The organism is Mucilaginibacter sp. 22184, assembly GCF_052045695.1.
Classification (GTDB): Bacteria; Bacteroidota; Bacteroidia; order Sphingobacteriales; family Sphingobacteriaceae; genus Mucilaginibacter.
On record NZ_JBQEPI010000001.1, the window covers coordinates 79,709 to 101,696 of the forward strand.

General features: G+C 44.9%; 19 protein-coding genes. All 19 read right to left on the reverse strand.

Annotated elements, in window-relative coordinates:
- Positions 1–42: 42 nt before the first annotated feature.
- The 19 genes from ACTJKG_RS00320 to ACTJKG_RS00410 all read right to left on the reverse strand — a co-directional run bounded on the left by ACTJKG_RS00320 (position 43) and on the right by ACTJKG_RS00410 (position 21,984).
- Positions 43–960: a metallophosphoesterase family protein gene (locus tag ACTJKG_RS00320; protein ID WP_440738028.1), complete on the reverse strand. Its 918-nt coding sequence runs from the start codon at positions 958–960 to the stop codon at positions 43–45.
- A gap of 98 nt (positions 961–1,058) precedes the next feature.
- Positions 1,059–1,301 (reverse strand): Atu4866 domain-containing protein, encoded by a 243-nt coding sequence (locus ACTJKG_RS00325; protein WP_172337645.1) that lies wholly within the window; start codon positions 1,299–1,301, stop codon positions 1,059–1,061.
- Positions 1,302–1,303: 2 nt separating this feature from the next.
- Positions 1,304–2,146 (reverse strand): oxidoreductase, encoded by an 843-nt coding sequence (locus tag ACTJKG_RS00330; RefSeq protein ID WP_440738029.1) that lies wholly within the window; start codon positions 2,144–2,146, stop codon positions 1,304–1,306.
- 40 nt (positions 2,147–2,186) lie between these two features.
- Positions 2,187–2,918 (reverse strand): SDR family oxidoreductase, encoded by a 732-nt coding sequence (locus ACTJKG_RS00335; protein ID WP_172337647.1) that lies wholly within the window; start codon positions 2,916–2,918, stop codon positions 2,187–2,189.
- A 35-nt stretch (positions 2,919–2,953) separates the two neighbouring features.
- Entirely contained in the window at positions 2,954–3,790 is an 837-nt protein-coding gene (locus ACTJKG_RS00340; RefSeq protein ID WP_172337648.1) for an SDR family NAD(P)-dependent oxidoreductase, read from the reverse strand.
- 402 nt (positions 3,791–4,192) lie between these two features.
- Entirely contained in the window at positions 4,193–5,092 is a 900-nt protein-coding gene (locus tag ACTJKG_RS00345; RefSeq protein ID WP_172337649.1) for a helix-turn-helix domain-containing protein, read from the reverse strand.
- A gap of 626 nt (positions 5,093–5,718) precedes the next feature.
- The gene (gene pgl, locus ACTJKG_RS00350; protein ID WP_172337650.1) at positions 5,719–6,450 is read right to left on the reverse strand and encodes a 6-phosphogluconolactonase; all 732 of its coding nucleotides are present in this window, start codon (positions 6,448–6,450) and stop codon (positions 5,719–5,721) included.
- A gap of 230 nt (positions 6,451–6,680) precedes the next feature.
- A complete protein-coding gene (gene zwf, locus ACTJKG_RS00355; protein WP_172337651.1) occupies positions 6,681–8,198 on the reverse strand; it encodes a glucose-6-phosphate dehydrogenase in 1,518 nt (505 codons plus the stop codon).
- Between the two features lie 51 nt (positions 8,199–8,249).
- Positions 8,250–8,603 (reverse strand): four helix bundle protein, encoded by a 354-nt coding sequence (locus ACTJKG_RS00360; RefSeq protein ID WP_440738030.1) that lies wholly within the window; start codon positions 8,601–8,603, stop codon positions 8,250–8,252.
- Positions 8,604–8,748: 145 nt separating this feature from the next.
- Positions 8,749–10,170, reverse strand: coding sequence for an NADP-dependent phosphogluconate dehydrogenase (gene gndA, locus ACTJKG_RS00365; RefSeq protein ID WP_440738031.1), 1,422 nt, complete (start codon positions 10,168–10,170; stop codon positions 8,749–8,751).
- A 137-nt stretch (positions 10,171–10,307) separates the two neighbouring features.
- Positions 10,308–10,934 carry an HAD family hydrolase gene (locus tag ACTJKG_RS00370; protein WP_166092996.1) on the reverse strand — a complete coding sequence of 209 codons (627 nt, stop codon included), beginning with the start codon at positions 10,932–10,934 and terminating at the stop codon, positions 10,308–10,310.
- Positions 10,935–10,941: 7 nt separating this feature from the next.
- Positions 10,942–12,039, reverse strand: a complete 1,098-nt coding sequence (gene tal, locus ACTJKG_RS00375) for a transaldolase (RefSeq protein WP_172337654.1) — start codon at positions 12,037–12,039, stop codon at positions 10,942–10,944.
- A 476-nt stretch (positions 12,040–12,515) separates the two neighbouring features.
- The gene (rpiA, locus tag ACTJKG_RS00380; protein ID WP_166092991.1) at positions 12,516–13,223 is read right to left on the reverse strand and encodes a ribose 5-phosphate isomerase A; all 708 of its coding nucleotides are present in this window, start codon (positions 13,221–13,223) and stop codon (positions 12,516–12,518) included.
- 126 nt (positions 13,224–13,349) lie between these two features.
- Positions 13,350–15,353 carry a transketolase gene (tkt, locus tag ACTJKG_RS00385; protein ID WP_172337655.1) on the reverse strand — a complete coding sequence of 668 codons (2,004 nt, stop codon included), beginning with the start codon at positions 15,351–15,353 and terminating at the stop codon, positions 13,350–13,352.
- Positions 15,354–15,376: 23 nt separating this feature from the next.
- Positions 15,377–16,126, reverse strand: a complete 750-nt coding sequence (locus ACTJKG_RS00390; protein ID WP_440738032.1) for an ROK family protein — start codon at positions 16,124–16,126, stop codon at positions 15,377–15,379.
- A gap of 534 nt (positions 16,127–16,660) precedes the next feature.
- Positions 16,661–17,533, reverse strand: coding sequence for a lysostaphin resistance A-like protein (locus ACTJKG_RS00395; RefSeq protein ID WP_440738033.1), 873 nt, complete (start codon positions 17,531–17,533; stop codon positions 16,661–16,663).
- A 167-nt stretch (positions 17,534–17,700) separates the two neighbouring features.
- Positions 17,701–18,705: an endo alpha-1,4 polygalactosaminidase gene (locus ACTJKG_RS00400; protein WP_440738034.1), complete on the reverse strand. Its 1,005-nt coding sequence runs from the start codon at positions 18,703–18,705 to the stop codon at positions 17,701–17,703.
- Positions 18,706–18,904: 199 nt separating this feature from the next.
- A complete protein-coding gene (locus ACTJKG_RS00405; RefSeq protein ID WP_172337658.1) occupies positions 18,905–19,396 on the reverse strand; it encodes a cytochrome P460 family protein in 492 nt (163 codons plus the stop codon).
- A 206-nt stretch (positions 19,397–19,602) separates the two neighbouring features.
- Positions 19,603–21,984, reverse strand: coding sequence for an alpha-L-rhamnosidase-related protein (locus ACTJKG_RS00410; RefSeq protein ID WP_440738035.1), 2,382 nt, complete (start codon positions 21,982–21,984; stop codon positions 19,603–19,605).
- Positions 21,985–21,988 lie beyond the last annotated feature (4 nt).

Genomic DNA, 21,988 nt, shown 5'->3' on the forward strand with positions numbered 1-21,988 from the left:
ATAATTTAAAACGCAACAACGGTATCGGAATCTACCTTTTTATTAATGGCTATGGACATAAAAAATCAATCCATCAGTAAAACCCGAAAAATCTTTTTTTAACTGTCGCGAAACAACCTTTACCGAATCACGGGATGGCTCTACTTCCAGATAATGGAACATAGGTTTATAGTTTTCCGAAATATCGGGTGTTTTCATCTCCCGGGACAAGGGCTGATGCGGACCTCCGCCACCGCCTATCACCAGGAAATCTTTACCCCGCACCTTAAAATGTTCAAAATTATGGGAGTGCCCCGACAGAAAAAGTATCCCCTTTTTGGAGCTTACAAAAGCAGGAACGAATTTTTGCTGTACCAGGTCTGCCGGCGCCACTACTTTGCTGTTAGTATAAGGGGAATGATGGCAGCCGACGATAACCCATTTTATCGCCGCGTCTTCATCTAAGCGATGCATCGTATGAATATACCAATCATCCTGCTTTTTGATAAGGGAATCGGGCATTTTACTAAAATTGGAATTCAGTAAAACCACCGCAAACGAATCAACTACCTCTACATAACCTGCAGGATCATGCATCGGGAATCTCGATTGAAATTGCGTGGCTCCCTTGCGGGCGTTGAGCATGAGTTCGTGGTTTCCCAATAGGGCATAAACCGGGATATGATTTTGGCTGCATGCCAGGAGATAGGCATCCATTTTTTGCCATTTGCTGTTTTGGTAGCCCAAGGATACCACATCGCCCAGTATAAACAGGCTTGAAGGATGAGTATTGACAATGTCCTGGAAGATGAGTTCTGTTGCCCTGGTATTGTGCTGCAGCTTGCGGATCACATGCTCAACCAGCAGAGGCGCTTGCGTATCGCTGACAAAAACTATGGCTGGCCTTTTATCCTGGGCCTGAACTGGGGCAACAATCCCCAGCCATAAAATATACACGCAGAAATTACGCCATTTGATCATGCTACCTGGCTGTATTTTAATAGGATACCTTTTGTGAAGATACCATAATATTAAATACAATTAGTTAGCCTAATGGTAAGCCCGGCATAGCCGGGCTTTTAAGCCGATTCTTTATATAAAACCATGCCCGCATGGTAAAATACATTGCCATCAAAATCGCCATCGGCAGTAAAACCGGTATCGTCCAGGTATTCGATATGTTTACCCCTGATACTGTAAAAGCCGGTGTAGGCTATTTTACGGTTACCGCGGGCCTCAACATAGCGGCCGTTTGGTAATAACTCGTGGCGTATGTAACCATCACTTGTTACCCAAACGCCTATATGCTGATCCTTTTCCATATTTATACTATTGCTGTTGAGGTTGTTAATTCTTTCCAGGTTTCCAGGTCGCCCTGAACAAAAGCTATCTTGTTATTTGCTGCATTGTAGGCATCTTCACCCAAAAACAAATTAACTGGTGGGTTTTCGGCCTGCACAATAGCTATCATAGCATCTGCTGCTTTATCCGGATCTCCGGCTTGCTGCTGATTCAGTTCGTTTTGGTGCAGATCCTGCGAAGCGCGCACGTTTTGGTAAGCATCTATCTGGTGCTTTGGCACCACCAATGAACCTTCTGACAGAAAGTTGGTGCGGAAATAACCCGGTTGTACTATAGTTACCTTAATACCAAATGGCCTCACTTCCTCGGCTAATGACTCAGAAAAACCATTCACCGCGAACTTGGTAGCGCAATAGATACCAAAACCCGGGAAGCTACCCGTAAAGCCACCAATAGATGATATATTGAGAATATGACCCGATTGCTGTTGGCGCAGGTAAGGCAACGCTTTACGGATCACATTCAGGGAACCAAATACGTTTACATCAAAATTGTCGCGAGCTTCCTGATCGGTTAATTCTTCCAGGCCGCCAACCAAACCGTAACCCGCATTGTTCACCACCACATCGATCTTGCCAAACGTGCTGATCGTTTTTTCAATGGCTTCCTGTACACTTTCTTCGTTTTTGATATTCACGGCCAACGGCAAAAACTGCTCGCTATGGGTGTCAACGGCTTTGCTCAGATCGCTCAGGTTTCTGGAGGTGGCAGCTACAGAGTAGCCTTCGTTTAATAATTTTTTTACTAAGGAGAGTCCCAGTCCTTTGGAGGCTCCGGTTACAAACCAAACTTTTTTATTGCTCATTTTCTTGTTTTCTAATTGTTTAAAATATTACTGTTATTGCTTAACGGGTTTGCCCCAGCGGTCGTAATACCAGATCGTTAATAACCACATTGCCCGGCTGACTGATCGCATAGATCACCGCGTCGGCAATGGCTTCTTCATCCATTTTGGGCATGTTTTGCAGGTTACCATAGATGGCTTTGATCTTAGGGCTGGTAATATCATGCCCCAATTCAGATTGTGTAGCACCCGGGAAAATAGTAGTTACTTTAATGGTTTGTGCTACTTCCTCACGCAGGCCTTCCATAATAGCCCGCACCGCGAATTTGGTACCCGAGTACACGCCAATTCCGGGAGAAGTTTTTAGGCCCCCTACCGATGAGGTTGACAGGATATGCCCTTGTCCGCGTTGCAACATGTGCGGCAGCACCGCGTTGATGCCATACAATACGCCCTTGATGTTAATATCGATCATCCGGTCCCATTCTTCCACTTTTCCCTCATCAAAAAAGGAGATCGGCATCACACCGGCATTGTTCCACAGCACATCCACATGGCCAAATTTGTCAATAGCCTGCGCAATCAGATTATCCAGATCGGCACGTTTGCACACGTCTGTTACTACATACAGGGCGTTTTCCCCTAATTCGTTTACGAGCGTTTTCAGCTGATCTTCGCGACGGGCAGCCAAAACAACTTTGGCGCCCAGCTGTGCTAATTTGCGTGCCGCAGCTGCACCGATGCCACTGCTGGCACCGGTAATTACAATAACCTTATCTTTAATATTTTCCATTGTTTTATAGGCAGATATAGGGCTTGCAGGTATTATTAAAGATCAGTTGAGCAGGTGAGCTCCTCCCACTCGTGAACCTCTTTGTATAGCGAATCCAGTTTGGCTAAAGCCCGGTTGTAGGCATCGCCGCCCAAAAGCAAGTACAGCGGAGGATTTTCCATACCGGCAACTTTAATGATAGACGCGGCAGCTTTTTCGGGGTCACCGGCCTGCTCGCCATCCATTTTCAGGTATTTGGCATGTGTTTCCCGTACATCCACATAATCAGCTATCGGGTTTTCGGTGATGCTTAATGAATCAGGTGTCAGGAAACTGGTTCTGAAAGCACCCGGTGCAACTACCGTAACTTTAATACCGAGAGCTTTTACATCAGCTGCCAATACTTCAGACAGACCGATCACCGCGTATTTGGCAGCACCATAAATGGCCCAGCCTGTTCCCGGAGCAATGCCGGCTATAGACGATATATTGATGATATGACCTGAGCGTTGTTTACGCAGATAAGGCATTACAAACCTGATGACATTTAAGGTAGCGAATACATTTACGTCAAATGCTGTGCGGGTTTCTTTATCGGTCAGTTCTTCGATTGCGCCGCCGATGCCATAACCGGCATTGTTGATCACTACGTCTATCTGGCCAAAAGTTTCATGGGTATGCTGCAGGGCCAATGATACACTGGCTTCGTTCACCAGGTCGACTTGCAGCGGTAAAAAATTATTGTTGGTGTTGTTAACTGCTTTTATTAACTCATCCCTGTTTCTGGAGGTGGCGGCAACAAGCTGACCAGCATCCAGTAATTGTTTCACTAAACTGAGCCCAAATCCTTTGGAGGCGCCAGTGATAAACCATACTTTTTTGTTGTTGTCCATTTTTTGTTCTAATTGATAGAACAAAGGTAGGGTGACAGGCAAGCCTTGGCATTACATCAATCAAACCAATGGTTACGAAATTCAAACAATTTGAAATTTTGCCTGATATTTTGTTTTTGTTGTGAATGGGGAGATATAGCGCGGTTATAACAAATATAACGAATTGTGGTGATGAAAACAAATGGACTATAGTAATTCGAAATAGTATATGGCAGATGACTCACGGCTTACGTTTCGCCGAAAGGAGAGTAAAAACTACGTGCGTCATTGCGAGCGCAGCGTGGCAATCCCCGACTTACAGAGGCGCTCTGCATATTGGGGATTGCCACGTCGTTCCTCCTCGCAATGACGCGCAGAAACAAGAGGCCTGTAAGCAAATTGATTCATTGCGCCGTCCTTTACTTACACGTTCCTGAACGACGAGGGCGTGAGCTGGGTTTGTTTTTTGAAAAAGTTATTGAAATGCGTAGGCTCCTCAAAACCCAGGCAATAGCCTATTTCGGATATGTTCCAGTCGGTGTGTTTGAGGAGTGATTTGGCTTCACTGAGTAAACGCTCGGCAATATGATCGGTAGTGGTTCTGCCGGTGGTTTCGCGGATGGCACGATTGAGGTGGTTTACATGTACCGACAGCTGCTGCGCGAAATCATTGGCTGAGCGCAGCGAAAACCTTTGTGCGGGGTTCTCTATCGGGAACTGACGCTCCAGCAGTTCGGTAAATACCGAAGTAATGCGGCTTTTGGCGTCGGCATGTTTGTATACGTTTTCTGATGGCTGCGTTTTGAGGGCGTAATAGGCCATTTCGGTCACGTAATTGCGGATCAGGTCATATTTAAAATCGTATTCAGAACCTATTTCATCCAGCATTTTGGTGAATAAGCCGGTCACGTACCTGTCCTGATCGTCATTCAAATTATATACCGGCTTGGCACCCAGGGCAAACATCGGCAGTTCACTTAAGCCACCCCGGAACCGTTCGGTAAAGAAAGCTTCGGTGAAGATGCAGAAGAAACCCGTACGGTCATCAGACAGATGCTCAAAAGTATAAGGCACATGCGGACTAAAAAACAGCAGCGAAGTGCCCGTCAGTGTAATGCTTTTATCGGCATAATGGATAATGTTATCGCCGCGCATCAAACTCACCTTATAAAAGCTCCTGCGGCTGTAAGTAACCGGCTTGGCGTTGGGGCCAATACAGTCCTCAATCCTGAAAACGTTAAAGTGACCGATGTTCTGCTGCAGGTTATTGGGCAGCCAGTCAAATTTATTCTTGTAAAACTCTTCGAGTGTTTCTGTTGCCATACCCAAAGTTACAAAATTCAAACACAGGCACAAATCAGCATTGTCTACAAAAGGTCATTTTGACCCTGTATTTTAACAAATTTTAACACTTTTTGAGCCGTTTTTGCTCCAAACTCATTCAAAAACCCTTCGTTTTAATCCATTTTAACAAATTTTAACATGGTTTTAGTTAGTTATTGATGAGTTTGGAATAGGGTCAGGAATCCCTTTAAAATACAAGCCGACGGTTGGGTATGTTGGGAGGTTACTTGTTTGCGAAACCCCTTCCTCCCCTTCCCGAGGGAAGGAATCGCACGGGCTGTTGCCTTGCCGGATCAATTTTGCTTGCGCTCGTTTGCAACCACAGGTGTTGGGAAGACGTAAAAAAAGCGGTGGGCAGTGCGATTCCCCTCTTTAGAGGGGTGGAGGGGTGTGTTCTTCTGCTTCATGAACACACCCCTGCTACTACACAATTCACTGCGCCCCCTCTCAAGAGGGGAACTTAACAAAATATTTTCTTCAACTTTGTGCTCCTTTGCAAACGAGCGCAAGTAAGTAACGCACAAAAAAAGAGACGCATGTGATGCGTCTCTACAGTATTTTTTAATCCGGGAAATCCCTTAATCTATCAAATCGGGGTTCAGGTATTACTCCTGCTCTTCCAGATTGGCCGCGGCGGCTTCGTCTAAAAACCATAGGGTTTCGCCGGCAATGGAATCGATCAGCTGTGCTGGATATTCTTCAATATCCTCGTCATCTTCCAGTACATGGTGTACCGCGATGGCTTTACCTTCGCCATAAACCAGGAACGCGATATGACGGCCTTCGTTGATCAACGGAGCATTCAGTGTAATGCGCCATACCTGCTGATCTTCCAGCCAAACTTCTTTTACGCCCACTTTGGTATCATGCAATACCGGTGTGTGCGGGAACAAGGAAGCCGTGTGCGAGTTATCGCCAAGACCAAGCAGTACCAGGTCAAAACTTGGCTCATCTTCATCAAAAAAGGTGCTGATCAGGTTCCAGTATTTGGCCGCCGCTTCTGCCGGTTCAAAGGTAGTATCAACAGCAAATACATTGGCCGGACTAATCAGCAAAGGCTCAAACAAGGCTTTTTTAGCCATCAGGTAATTGCTGTCCTTATGATCCTGCGGTACGTTACGCTCATCGCCAAAAAAGAAAAATACTTTTTCCCAGTCCAGCTGGTCGGCGTAGGATGTAGATGCCAGCAGCTCATACAATTTTTTTGGTGAACTGCCGCCCGACAGGGCTACGGTAAACCTGCCTCTTTCGGTGATGGACTCGTTACCTATTTTAACAAAATAATCTGCCAACCCGGTTAGTACCTCATCAGCAGTATTAAAAATATTTAATTTCATTATTAGTGCATTAATAGTGTTGAGACCTAATCATTAAGTCTTTATGACTATGAATTTTAGACTTATATTAAAGAAAACTATGTCATTTCGAACGAGGTACGAGGAGAAATCTTATACGTTATGCTATCATTTACAGCATTGAGCAAAAGATTTCTCCTCACCCCATCACACTATCCATCTCTGTTCGTTCGAAATGACATTTAGAGTTTTTATCTGAAACTCCTGTTTTATTAACTTTTCTTCCCATTTACCGGCAGGGTGAACCAGGTAAATCCGTCGCGGGCAATTAATGCTTCGGCGGCTTCCGGTCCCCATGAATCGGCAGAATAGTTAGGGAAATTCAGGCTCTTTTTATTTTGCCAGGTACTCAGGATCGGCATAACCAGCTCCCATGCAGCTTCTACCTGGTCGCCACGCATAAACAGGGTTTGATCGCCCAGCATGGTATCCAGTATCAGTGTTTCATAAGCTTCGGGGGCCTGGTTGGTATAGGTACCTTTGTAATCAAATACCATATCAACGGCGTTCAGCACCATATCAATACCCGGGCGTTTGGCCTGCACCTGTAAACGAATGCTCATTTCGGGCTGTATGCTGATGATGAGCCTGTTTTGCTGCCAGCTTTCGGCGGCTTCGGTCGGGAATATCAGGTGAGGCACATCCTTAAACTGGATGGTAATAACCGATGACGGCTGGTGCAATCTTTTACCTGTACGTAAATAGAACGGAACACCCTGCCAACGCCAGTTATCAATAAAGAATTTGATGGCTGCAAAAGTTTCAGTGTTTGATTCCGGGTTAACTTTTGGTTCTTCGCGATAGCCGGGAACTTCCTTCCCTTTCATCCAACCGCTGCCGTACTGGCCCCTAACGGCCGAGTTACGTACATCCTCCGGGCTAAACTTGCGCATAGCCTTTAATACGTCAACCTTACGGTCACGCACTTCGTCGGCGCTAAAGCTAACCGGTGGTTCCATAGCTATGTGGCAAAGTAATTGCAACAAGTGGTTCTGGATCATATCGCGCATAGCGCCCGATCCGTCATAATAATCACCACGTTCTTCCACACCCAGTTGCTCGGTAACCGAGATCTGTACGTGCTCAATATAATTACGGTTCCACAGCGGCTCCATGATGGAGTTGGCAAAGCGGAAAGCCATAATGTTCTGAACGGTTTCTTTACCCAGGTAATGGTCGATACGGTAGATCTGTGATTCATCAAAAATGCCCGACAACAGCTTGTTCAGCTCTTTAGCGGTTTCCAGATCGTGCCCAAATGGTTTCTCGATGATGATCCGTACGCGTTTTTTATCGTCGGCCAGTTTGGCTTTTGATATGTTCGAGGCGATGATCGGGAAGAAGTTTGGCGCTACAGCCAGGTAAAATATAACGTTGGCTTTAGCTTTCCAGTCGGTGTTATGTTTCTCGATGCGTTTGCCAAACTCTTTGTAAGTTTCAAAATCGTTAGCATCCGATACCTGATAATAAATGTTTGCCTGGAACTCGGCCCATTTTTTCTCGTCGACTTTGCCGCTGCGCGAAAACTGGTTGATATCGTTATGCAGGTTCTCGCGGAATTGCTCGTCGGTAAGTTTGGTACGACCGGTACCTATAATGGAATATTGTTTTGGCAGCCATCCATCTAAAAATAGATTATACAGGGCCGGCGCAATTTTCCGTGAATTTAAATCCCCCGTGCCACCAAAAATGATGAATATAGTAGGATCTGATTTAGTTTGTGTGCTCATTGTTGTTTTTTCTTAGTATCAAGTAGTTAGTATCAAGTATCAAGACTTTTTTTAGGTGGTGAGGCTTTTTTGCAGGCCATACACCATTTTTTGTATCTCTGTAATTATTGTGCTGGTTTCATCCAGCTTTTTCTGGCTTATATAATTAAACTCCTTAGCAATAATTAATTGCGTTTCCAATTCAAAGGAAGATCCTAATGCTATACTTAAAAAGTGGTATAGCTCTTTGTCTGATCTTCGTCCGCAACCTTCGGCAATATTAGAAGGTATTGAAATAGCCGAGCGTATCATTTGGGAAATTAATCCATATTTCTCTTCGGCAGGTAAAGCTTTGCATAGTTGAAATACAATTTTTGATATTTCGATTCCTGCTTTCCATACTTTCAGTTCCTTGAAATTATGCATTCCTGTTCTGATACCTGATATTAACTCTCTTTATTTATTAGTATTTAGCTAGTATCAAGTGGCTAGTATCAAGTATCAAGACTAAAAACGGCATTGATAGCACATGAAAAATCTTGATACTTGATACTAGCTACTTGATACTAATTCACTCCGCTGCCCATTGTGTGTGGAAGGTGCCTTCTTTGCCGATCAGCTCGTAGGTGTGCGCGCCGAAATAGTCGCGCTGAGCCTGGATCAGGTTGGATGGCATCCGCGCACTGCGGAAAGCGTCAAAGTAACTTAATGATGCGGCGTAAGCTGGTGCAGCTACTCCGGCAGCAATAGTTTTTGACAATACTTTTCTGATGCCCGGCACCACGCTTTCTACAATCGACTGTACGTTTGAATCTAACAGCAGGTGTTCCAGTTTGGCATCTTTTTCGTAAGCTTTGAAAATATCGTTCAGGAATTTTGAACGGATGATACAGCCGCCTCTCCAGATCTTGGCAATCTCGCCCAGGTGCAGGTCATAGTTATACTCTGCCGACGCGTTCGACAGCAAATGCATGCCTTGCGCGTAGCTGATGATCATGGTGAAATAGAAGGCCTGCTCCAAAGCTGCTACCAGTTCGGCTTTATCAGCATCCAATACAATTGGGTCTTTGGCGTACAATGCAGCCGCTTTTTCGCGCAGTTGTTTGTATTTTGACAGGTCGCGCATAGCTACCGCGGTATCTACCGTAGGGATAGGGGCCTGCAGGTCCATAGCCACTTGCGATGTCCATTTACCGGTACCTTTAGCACGGGCCTCGTCCTTAATATCATCCAACAATAAATGATCGGTGCCCGGAGCTTTGAATTTGAAAATATCCTTGGTGATATCCAGCAGGAATGATTGCAGACGACCTTCGTTCCACTCGGCGAAAATTTTACCGATCTCGTCGTTATCCAGTTTCAAGCCTTTTTTCAGGATCTCGTAGGTTTCGGCAATCAGTTGCATAATACCGTACTCGATACCGTTGTGTACCATTTTCACAAAGTGACCAGATGCACCCGGGCCAATATAGGTTACGCAAGGTACGCCATCAACTTTGGCGGCAATGGCCTCAAAAATAGGCTTCATTACGTTGTAGGCATCTTTATCGCCACCCGGCATCATGCTCGGGCCACGGCGTGCGCCTTCTTCGCCACCAGAAACACCCATGCCAAAGAAATGCAGGCCAATGGCTTCCAGTTCTTCTACACGGCGGTTGGTATCGGTAAAGTGCGAGTTACCACCGTCGATCAATATATCTCCTTTCTCCAATAGCGGAGTCAGTTCTTCAATTACGCTATCCACAATTTTACCGGCCGGTACCAGCATCATGATGGCACGCGGCGTGGTTAAACTCTGGATAAATTCTTTTACATCGCTAAAACCTTTAGCGGCACGGTCGCCGGCTTCTTCGTTCAGTGATGCTACTTTGGTGGTATCTTTATCATGCCCGGCTACTGCAAAACCGTGGTCGGCCATGTTTAGCAGCAAGCTGCGGCCCATAACACCCAAGCCTATCATACCGAAAGCATATTTATTGTCTGTTGCGCTCATCTTTAATGGTTCATTAGTTTATTTGTTCATTAGTTCATTAGTTAGCTTGTTAGTTCATTAGTTCACTGGTTTATTAGTGAATACTTTATTAATATATTGCTCACTGGAAAAGACCAATGAACTAATGAACCAGTGAACTAATGAACGCCGTTCTCTTTCTTCAGATCTTCTAGTATTTTTTTGGTGGTTTCGAAATCGGTGTGCTGGAACGCGCGGATCCCCAGTTTCTGGGCCGTGTTCACAAACATGATCCTGTCGTCAAAATACACGCATTGCTGCGGCGAAGCCTGGGCAATACCCATAGCCAGCTGCCAGATACCCGGATCGGGCTTGCGCATTTTAACCTCGCACGATGATACAAAAGCATCAAAGCACTCATGCAGCTTGAATTTCTTAACCCGGTAATCGTTCAGTTCCTTGCCTTCGTTGTTGAGCGAAATAATGCGGAAACCGCAATCTTTTTTCCACTCCTTAAGCCAGGCCAGTGTATCGCCTAACACAACTGATTGAGAAAACATGAACTCTTTAAAATCCTCGCGAACAAAATCGCGGGGATGGTTAAAAATTACCGTATCCAGGTATTCGTCGAGCGTGATGCTGCCAATTTCATATACGTTGAATACAAAGTTGTGCAGCTCATTCACTTCGGCATGATCGAGCCCGAATTTTTCGCAGGCCAGCTTACGCGAATCGCGCCCCCAACCGTTGGTGAGCAAAATGCCACCAACGTCAAAAAAGAGGATTTTAATATTTGCTGCTTCCATGGTGCAATTAGCTTACTTTGCTTTTTTGCTCCTCGATAGCGTTCAGTAATTTTTCAAATGGCTTGTTGAATTTCTCGATGCCTTCGTCTTCCAGTTGCTGGGTGATAGCGGCAAGATCGATACCTAAGCTTGGCAGTTTAGCTAAAACTTCAGTGGCTTTATCTAAACCGGCTTCTAAAGTATTAGCAGCAATACCGTGATCACGGAAAGCATCAACAGTTTCCAATGGAACGGTATCTACAGTGTCCGGACCAATCAGGGCCTCAACATATTTGGTGTCTTTGAAAGCAGGGTTTTTGCTGCCGGTACTTGCCCAAAGCAAGCGTTGTGGCTGAGCGCCTTTGGCTGCCAGTTTTTTCCACCTTTCGGTGCTGAACACTCTTTTGTAAATTTCGTATGCTTTTTTTGCTGACGCGATAGCAACTTCGCCAACCAGGTCTTTTTCGCCTTTAGCTTCCAACAGCGGATCAACAATAACGTCGATACGGCTCAGGAAGAAACTGGCTACTGATGCGATGTGCGCGATCTCGTGACCAGCAGCCAAATGATCCTCTAAACCAGAAATGTAGGCTTCGGTAACAGCTTCGTAACGCTCTAAACCAAATAGCAAGGTTACGTTGATGTTGATCCCTTTAGCGATCGACTGTCTGATAGCAGCTAAACCAGGTTGTGTTCCCGGAATTTTGATCATTACGTTGTTACGATCAACTTTTTTCCAAAGTTCTTCGGCTTGTTTAGCGGTACCTTCGGTATCCAAAGCTAAAAACGGAGAAACTTCCAGACTTACGTAACCGTCAACTTTGTTTGATTCGGTGTAGATACCTTTAAACAAATCGGTTGCCTGCTGGATGTCTTTTACGGCAAGACCAAAAAACAGCTGCTCATTGTCGTCAGTAGTTTTTGACAATTCAACAATATCATTATCATAATCCGAGCTGCTGGTGATGGCTTTTTCAAAAATGGCCGGATTTGAGGTTACGCCTCTAACGCCATCTTCGTCTATCAGTTTTTGTAACTTTCCGGATGCCATGATCTCCCGATCAATAAAATCAAGCCAGATGCTTTGTCCGAAACTATGTATTTGCTTTACATTATTAGTTGCCATTTTATTAGGTTGTTTTAAAGTTCAAAATTCAATTTATGAGGTAGATGTATTTATTGTGCAAATGGCGGTTTCACCTCCCCAACCGCCTGCATTTGTATTATAGGTTAAAGTTCCTAATTTATATTGTAAAATAGGTAACCTGAGTATCATTTAGCCTCAGCCTCACCTAAATCCTCTCCAAAGGAGAGGACTTTGCTTTGCAAGTTTTTCAAAGCCCCATATATTTAAAGCCCTCTCCTTTGGGGAGGGTTTGGGTGGGGCTTTCATCCCCGTTGTTTGTGTCCTCACAAACAACTATTCCTGATTGCCTAAACGCGGGTTGTTTGTGTCCTCACAAACAACGGGAGAGGCTGTCACCCTGAGCCTGTCGAAGGGTCACGCGCAGAGGCCACTACACCATGCTTCGACAAGCTCAGCATGACACCCTTTTTCTTTTCAAAGTCCTTGTTCCTTACTCCCCAAATCCTTGCTCTCTCCTATGTATTCGACGCCACCAGGATTTGCAGGTTATAGCCTATAAAAAGACCGCTTTCAATAACGCCTGTGATTGATTTGATATCCCGCTCCATAGTGCTGCCAATCTCATCAAATTTGCAATCCAGTATCATGTTGCCGTTCTCGGTAATTACAGGTCCGTCCTTTCCCTTTGCCGGGCGAAGCAGAATGTCGTTAGCGCCTAATTGCTGCAGTTCTTTTTCTGCATACAACAAGGCCTGCGGAAATACCTCAACCGGAACGGGAAAATTCGCGCCTAATTTAGTCACCATTTTCGAATCGTCAACAATAATATAGCTTACCTCGCTCGAGCTGATGAGTAGTTTTTCCTTAAACATAGCCCCGCCGCGACCCTTGATCAGGCTGTTGTTGGGGTCAACTTCGTCAGCGCCGTCAAACAGCCAGTCGGGCTTGTTTTCATACAGGGATGTTAAAGGCACGCCCAGCTTACTGCAAAACATGGATAGCTCCAGCGATGTAGGGATAGCTTTTACGTTCAGCTTTTCTTCCTTTATCCGTTTGGCTATAGCTACAAGGGCCAGGTATGCGGTCGAGCCCGAGCCCACGCCCAGGATATCGCCATCCTTAACCTTCGCGGCAATTTCATCGGCCACCTTCTGCTTACCGCTGATGTGGGTGATCTCCGACGACCATTCCAGGTTTGTGATTAAATTGCTATTCCAATCCATTTTTTATTAGTATCAAGTAATTAGTATCAAGTATCAAGACTTTTCATTGTTCTTTTAACCAATACCAAGTATCAAGATGTAAAACATTTTCTTGATACTTGATACTAGCTACTTGATACTAAACCACTATAAAAGTGCTTTAGCGCGGGCTACTACGTTTTCAACTGTAAAACCAAAGTGTTTGTACAGGTCTTCTGCAGGTGCCGACTCGCCAAAGGTGGTCATGCCCAGCATATCGCCTTCGTCGGTAGTGTATTTATGCCAGCCCATTGGGGATGCCATTTCTACAGCTAAACGTTTGCGGCTTGCTTTTGGTAATATTTTTTCTTTATAAGCAGCATCCTGTTTCTCGAACAGCTCCCATGATGGGAAACTTACCACGCGTGTGGAGATACCTTCGGCTTCCAGTTTTTCCTGGGCCTGCATAATCAACGATACTTCAGAACCGGTTGCTATCAGGATCAGATCAGGGCCTTTGCTGCCTTCTGATACAATGTAAGCGCCTTTTTCCAGATCGCTGGCTTTACCATATTTATCCTGATCAAGGATAGGTAAGCCTTGGCGGGTGAACACCAGCACAGTTGGGCCGCCTTTTTTCTCGATAGCCACTTTCCATGCAAATGCACTTTCGTTAGCATCAGCCGGACGGATAACCGTTACGTTAGGGATTGCACGCAAGGTTGATAAATGCTCGATAGGCTGGTGGGTTGTACCATCCTCACCTAAACCGATACTATCATGGGTATAAACAAATATCGGGCTGATCTTCATAATGGCTGCCAAACGGATCGGCGGGCGCATATAATCAGCAAATTGCAGGAAGGTAGCGCCAAACGGCAGCAAGCCTTTTGTTAAAGCCATACCATTCAGCGCCGAACCCATGGCATGCTCACGGATACCAAAGTGGAAGTTACGGCCATGCCTGTCTTCAGATGTAAATGAAGTATACTCTTTCAGGTTGGTTTCTGTTGATGGCGCTAAGTCGGCCGCGCCACCGATCAGGTTAGGCAAAGCTGGGGCAATGGCATTTAATACTTTACCAGATGCCTGGCGGGTTGCCATTTTGGGGTCAGACCCTTTAAATACCGGCAGCTTATCGGCCCAGCCTTTTGGCAGTTCGCCTTTAAAGGCGGCTTCGTACTCGGCAGCTAATTCTGGATATTTAGCTTTATAGTCGGCAAATAATTTGTTCCATTTTTCTTCTTTGCCTTCGCCTTTTGCGCCTACGCCATTGTAATATTTGATTACTTCATCTGGTACGTTGAATGATTTTTCGGGGTCGAAACCGAAGAACTGTTTAACCAGCTTTATTTCGTCGGCACCCAGCGGCGAGCCGTGTGAACCTGCAGTACCCGATTTATTTGGGCTACCATAAGCGATCAGTGAACGAACACGGATCAATGATGGTTTTTGTGTTTCTGATTTAGCGTTGATCAATGCCAGCTCTAAAGCGTGGGTATCATTTACATCGCTTACTTCCTGTACCTGCCAACCGTATGCACGGAAACGGGCGCTTACATCTTCGTTAAAAGCAATATCGGTGCTGCCTTCAATAGAGATGTGGTTATCATCATACAGGTAAATTAAGTTACCTAACTGTAAGTGACCGGCCAGTGATGCTGCTTCTGATGTTACACCTTCCATCATGTCGCCATCGCTGGTGATAGCGTAAATATTATAGTTAAAAAGGTCGAAACCTGGTTTGTTATAACGTGCTGCCAAATGTTTTTGCGCTATGGCAAAACCTACACCATTGGCAAAACCTTGTCCCAGCGGACCGGTAGTAACATCCACACCAGGAGCTAAACCATATTCGGGGTGACCGGCGGTTTTGCTATTTAACTGGCGGAATTGCTTGATATCATCTAAACTCAAATCATATCCGGTTAAATACAAAAAGCTGTACTGTAATATACAGGCATGGCCTGCCGAAAGGATAAACCTGTCGCGGTTTGCCCAATCCGGGTTTTTAGGGTTGTAGTTTAAAAACTTCGACCATAAAACGTGACCCATCGGAGCCAGCGCCATCGCGGTGCCTGGGTGACCAGAGTTTGCTTTTTGTACTGCATCGGCCGATAATACCCTTACGGTATCTATCGCCAATTTTTCAATGTCCTTAGAATTTTCCATTGTTAATTCGGTATTGTATGATTTTATTTAGTTGGTGTTGCTTTTGTAATTCTGCTCTCCGCGTCAGACAGCCACAGTCTGGAGCCGCCTTTTATACCATCGGCATTGGTCACTATCCTCATATTCTTATCCAGCTTAAAAGTAAGCTTGTCTGAGTTGCCGCCGCCAATATATAAAGTATCGTAGTTAAATACAGTTTTTAAAATTTCAAAAACCTTCTCCATGCGTTTGTTCCATCTTTCCTTGCCATGCTTTTCCAGCGCTTTTTCACCAATGTATTCATCATAATTTCTATCAGTTTTAACCGGTAGCTGCGACAATTCCAGGTGGGGCAATAAATGGCCATCCATCAGCAAAGCGGTACCAAACCCGGTTCCCAGGGTTATTACCATTTCCAGGCCCTTGCCATCAACCACGCCCAGGCCCTGCATATCCGCATCATTTACCACTTTGGCAGGTTTGCCCAATGCCTCGCTTAATTTTTTGCTCAGGTCAAAACCGGTCCATAATTTGGTACCCAGGTTAGGTGCCGTTTTAATAACACCGTTTTTTACGTAGCCCGGAAAACCTACCGATATATAATCATAGGAAGGAAAATCCTTTACCAGGGTTTTGATGGCCTTTATTAAATTTTCGGGACTGGCGGGCGCTGGGGTTACAATTTTATCATAATCCATTTTAAGCTCGCCTTTTTCATTCAGGATGGTGGCTTTGATATGTGACCCACCGATATCGATGGAGAGAACTTTTAACTTAGTTGGCGTGTTCTTCATTCGTATAGATTTACAGTATTTAGGTGAGGGATATCGTTATATATAAACCGGTTAAAAAATCCCGCACGTAAATATCACATTTTTAATAATATCTGACTGTTAATTATTCAATTAAATTAGTGTAGTTAATACAATAAGCAACAATCAGTACAAAGGTAAAGTTAGCGCAGCTTTTTTCTTTTCAAACCGAAATCCAAAGTATTTTACTCAATAATGGCAAAAACACCATTAAATGTTATTTCTGTTAGAATTGATTGTTCTTATTACACTTTTTATAAACTTTTAAAAAGGGAAGTTGTTTGAGCAAGGGTTGGATTGAATTTGTCTATTGCTGCCGCAAGCGTGCCGCTTGTGGTAATAAATGCAGCTTTTCTCCCCTGCGTCATTGCGAGGAGGAACGACGTGGCAATCCCCAACTATACAGAGCGGCTCTGCCTCCCGGGGATTATTAATGTTGTTAATTATTTTAAAGGCATTAATGAGCTCCCTCCAGTCGGTTGTCCACGCTATCGCTCGCAATGACGTGATTTTTATTTATCCCGCTACGCTTAATTCCTTTCGTCTGGTCCAAAAGTAAATGGCGAAGCAAACAGATACAGCGGCTATAACTACCCCAAATTCATCGGCAAAATACTTGGTCTGCGCATTCGCGATCGTCATCGGGGTAAAAAAAGTTTGAACAAAAAGATTATGGCTGGCATGCAGCATAACGCCGGTCCACAAGCTACCTGATTTTAGCCTAAACCAGGTGGCAATGAAGCTTGCGCTTACTATCGCTACTGTAAAGCAGGTTAAGCTGTACCAGAAGGGTGTGCCGCCGTTATAGCTTCCCCATACAATTAAAGGGTAATGACATACGGCCCAGATAAGCCCGGTTACCAATGAGGTAGCAGTAAAGCCTGTAATTTTGCTGAGCTGGGGAACAAGAAAACCCCGCCATCCTATCTCCTCGCCCAGCGCTGTAGACATGCTTGCAAAAAAACCCACAACCCCGTTAACCAGGAAAAATAACGGGATAAAAACACTGTCGGGAAGATTACTCCACCCCAGCGATTGCGCGGCTTCTTTGATGAACTGTTTATTATAAAATCCACCCCATCCCATCATCCAGATAATGCCATAGCTGATTGCCGCATATAGCAGCGGTACAAAATAAGCCCACACCTGGTATTTTGGGTTTCCCCATTGCCAGCCTAAACCCTTAAAGTCGAGTTTGAGGATCTTACACGTTAGGTAAGTTGCCAGGGCAGGGCACCACATAATACCGTATCCATATATACGCCCGCCAATCCTGCCTGTGCCCTGGTGCAGGGTCAATATCCAAACAATAGCACTAAACAATAACGTGAGCAGGAGATATAGGTAGATTGATTTCTTGATTTGTGGTTTTGTTTGACTTAATTCCATCTTCAAATATAAATAAGTACGCTAAACGGTAAATAATGGCGCGGTCACATTTCCGCTGTCAATCGCAACATGATTATCGCTAACAAAAAAGCCCCCTTTTCATTGCAGGCGAAAAGGGGGTACCTCATCCAAAGATGGGGGTGACGGGGTTAACCTAATCTTCAGTACTAATTTCCTTCGTAATATTCAAAGGCATCAATGATATCCAGGTAAACACCATCAAAACCGGCATTGAGTATCTTTTTCAAATACGAAGCATCGTTGCCGTAAATGATTTTTTGCCAGTCCTTATTCCAATATTTCACTTTATAATTTCCTTTCCATTTAGGATTCTCCGCATCCAGCCAAACCGGGTTACCGGGTTTCCAGGTATTTTGCCAGTAATAGCGGTAATTCTCCGCTTCGCCGATAGACATGTAGGAAATAACGATGCGTTTGCCGCCGTTGGCTTTCTTTTTCAAGGCATTAATTTCGGCGCTGGTAAAGGCAGCTTTATCAAAATAGGCATCCATGATCAAAGCATCATAATTTGTAGCTGTAACTGCCTTTATAAAATCAGCTTTGGAATTAAAATTATCAGTATTATTGAGTAGGTACAGGAAATTTTTGGCCTGGCTCAATGAGGTAACGACGTTCGCATTCTCATTATTAATCTTTGCGGGGAAGTCTGGAATGTTATTCAGCTCTCTTTCATCGGCTGCGAATGAAATATACCCGTTAGTAAAGTTAACCTGGTAAGATCGGGTCATGTTTGATGGCGTTGAGCAATAATCGGTTACCAGAATCTTTTTCCCGTTCTTTTTGGAGATATCCAGGAAGCTCCTTAAGTCATTGTTAACGGTGGCAGGTGTAGGCTGGTCATCATTGTCATAACCATAGTACAGGTCTTCCTGCCCGTTGCCGTCAATAGCGTTGAGGTAGGCGGTGCTGGGGGCGCTTGTTTTCTCGCCATCAACCGTTACCAATGAAATACCGTTTTGCGGTATAATTGCAAATTTGGGATTAGCATTCTTTGCGTATTTACTTATCCCGATCACAAAATTGCGCATCTCCTGCGCGTAATCAATATTTACGCTCGCGTCAGTCTTTTTTCTTTCGGCAGTCATTTCCTGGTCGCTTTTTTTACAGGCGCACAGTAGCGCCACGAGCAGTAATAGGGGTATTTTTTTCATACGGTATGTAATTTTTTTGTTACATAACGCTGAAAGACCTGTTAAATTTTGCTGATCGCCTTTTAAAAAAAAAATATTTTATCTGCGCTCGTTTGCAACGAATACTTATTATAGCACAACGATTGCATCGTCATGGCGTTGTAAACGCAAACCGAGGTAAGGATTGCTTCGCGCCTGGAGGGCCTACTCAAAAAACGCTTTAACCCCTGTAGCTACTAAAAATAAAACTATTGGCTTTGCGGGTGTTATGACAGTTAAAACATTGTTCTTTTGTAGGATGCAGCGCCTTTGTGGTTAAACTATCTTTATAGATAAATTCCTCATATCCCCAGCCGCCCGTTTCGTTAAACTGCGAGTTGTTTTTAACCATTACATCTATCAGTTTTCTTTTCCCCTCATAAATATCCCCGTTTTTTTGGGGCAGGGATTCCAATACATCAAACACAATGATAGCGCCATCTGCAAACTGGCCCGTTTTATAACCCTCTAAGGCTTTTGCGTTGGCATAGATATGATGAAAGCCCGAATGTGATGCAAATGCAGGATTGTTGACAGCGGTTTTCACATGGGTCCAATTACGGTAACCTTCCGGAATTAAAATATCTCCCGACGGTTTCTTTTCGGCCCGGCTAAAGGAATACATCATGATCACCACGAGGCTTAACGAGCTAACTATAATTATCTTCTTCATAGGTTTGGGTTTAATTGGCTATATCAAACTTACAAATATTTGATAATAAACACATTATGCCAATATCACCTTTCAGAAGGGTAACGATTCAAAATCTGTCATCCTGAACGAAGTGAAGGATCTATTAACGAACTTTACAAGCGCCCAACAGATGCTTCACTCCGTTCAGCATGACAAATTAGTGCTATTTCTTCACTATTATTATTTTAAATACTCAATTTGTTCTCACCTGCTTTAACCGGGTAACTTTTACCCTTCCATATCAACAGCCCCGATGTATTTGGCGGCAGATTGATCAAAACTGTCCATTTGTTTTTTATCAATTGATACTTTACAGACAGCTTGCCATTAGGATGCGGAATTTCGCCGCTTACGCTTTTCAGATCGCCTAAATGGGGTTCAATCTTAACCTGGTTAAAACCGGGGGCATAGCTATCCACTCCCAATATCGTCCGGTAAAACTCAATATTCGGACTGGCGCCCCAGGCGTGGCAGTCGGAGCGGTTATGTTCCAGGTCGGATATTTCGGCCCAGGTCGTGAGGCCCATATCGATATTCTTGCGCCATATATCCAGCCATTGCAGGTAATTGTTACCCAAACCACCTTTTATTAGAGCCTGGTGCAGGTAGTATTTAAAATAGATAGTGCATTTGGTGATGGAGGTATCGGTAAGCATTTTTTTGCATACTGCTGTAGCATCGGCATCGGCCAGCATGCCGGTTAGTACAGCCAGGGTGTTGGTGTGCTGCGAAAACAGTTGTTTATCTTCTGTATCGCCATATAGTTGCCGGCCCGCATCCCAGTATTTATTTTGTATAGTAACTTTCAACTGTGCGGCTTTAGCCTTGTACATTTTGGCAAAGGCGGGCATACCCATTTTTGCTTCCATCTCGGCCGCCTGGTTGTAGGCCCACATTAGTTGCAGATCCAATACCGCGGAATGGCCTTCTTTACTTTGGGGAGCTTCGCCAAAATCCCAGCCTTTATCGCTTACCCAATCTACAAAGGTCCAGTAGGGTGTATCTTTCAGGGAGCCATCGGCTTGCTGGTATTTGCTAAAGAAAGCGAGTACAGTCCTTGCCCCTTCCAGCTTATCTTTTACAAAGATGCTATCGGGCCGGTACATCCAGTAATCATGCAGCATGCCGATGTACCATAGAGAAAAGGTAGAGATGATCTGCGGCGAGAACGACGGATGACGGCTCAGGGTTAATCCCTCGGCAATGCGCGATTGATCCATCTGGTTGATGGCGTTGCGGGCCAGGCGGTCGTCGCCGCTGTTATAGTACGATACCAGGGCTTGTATACGGGTGTCGCCAACATATTGCAGTTGTTCGTAGTAGGGGCAGTCGGTGTAAGTTTCGCCGGCGCAAAGGCGGGCGGTGCGCCAGCCAATGTCCAGGATCTTTTGCATTTCGGGCTTGCCGGTTTCCAATTTGGCATTCAGCTGAAAGGGGTAACCGGTGAAGGTGCCGTAAATATCATCGATGATTAAAGGATCATCCCCCGTTTTAACCTGTAACTGGATGTACCGGTAAGTGCGCCAGGCCAGGGTAGTGAATGTTTGATCGGTCGAGCCATCAGCAATAATACTATCCCGGCGACCGGCAAAAATCTTCCCGTCCACATCGTTCCGGTTACCTTTAACTATACCGTGAGCCAGGCTATTGAACATGGATTCGGCATAGGTTAATTTGATCGATGCATTTTTTCCTTTGCTAAAGTTGAGCGTAACAAAGGCATTGGTTAAATAAGTCTGATCGAGCAGTAAAGTAGCCGTAGCATTAGCGGGTATGGTAAGCGCTGTTTTTGCCGAGGGAAAAGATTTGGGGGCACTTACACCTTCGGCCTTGCGAAGCACGGGGATGCGCTGATATTTCAATTCCATTTGCGGCAAGGAGGATGGCACCAGCATCCAGCCAAAAGCATTCACGGTACCTTTGGGGTTACCATAGTCAACCCTGGTAGCATTTTTCCAGGAGCTGTCGTCAAAATCAGCAGCATTCCAGTTTTTGATAGCGGCGTTCATATCCACCAGTTCGCCCGGACCTGCAACATAATATGGATGATAACCGATACCGGTAAGCGGCCGGTAAGCTTTATCGCGGATGCATTTCCAGGTTTTATCGGTATTCACTATTTCTTCGGCGGCGGTATTACCCTGCATAATAAAACCCGTGCGGATAGAGATCTGCGCTTCGGGCCGGTAATCGCCTTCGTTCCAAACCAGGGCAGCTATACTGTTATTGCCCGTTTTGAGATATGGAGCCAGGTCGACGGTTTCATAATTCCAGTAATAGGTATCACCACGGGCAGGTCCCAATGATACCAGTGTTTGGTTCACGTACAGTTTATACCGGTTATCGGCCGATACATGGACTATGAATGATGCGGGCTTAGCGGTCAGGCTGATGTTTTTTCGAAAATGATAAACGCCATAATCTTTTGCCGGTTCATCGGCGGCGGTGATCCATACGGCTTTCCAATGGCCGCGCAAGAGTGATGGGGAAACGGTTTGCGCATTGGCAGCCGTGGTGATCAATAAACAAAAGAGCAGCAAGATGTGCTTAAAAACTGGCTTCATCATCAGG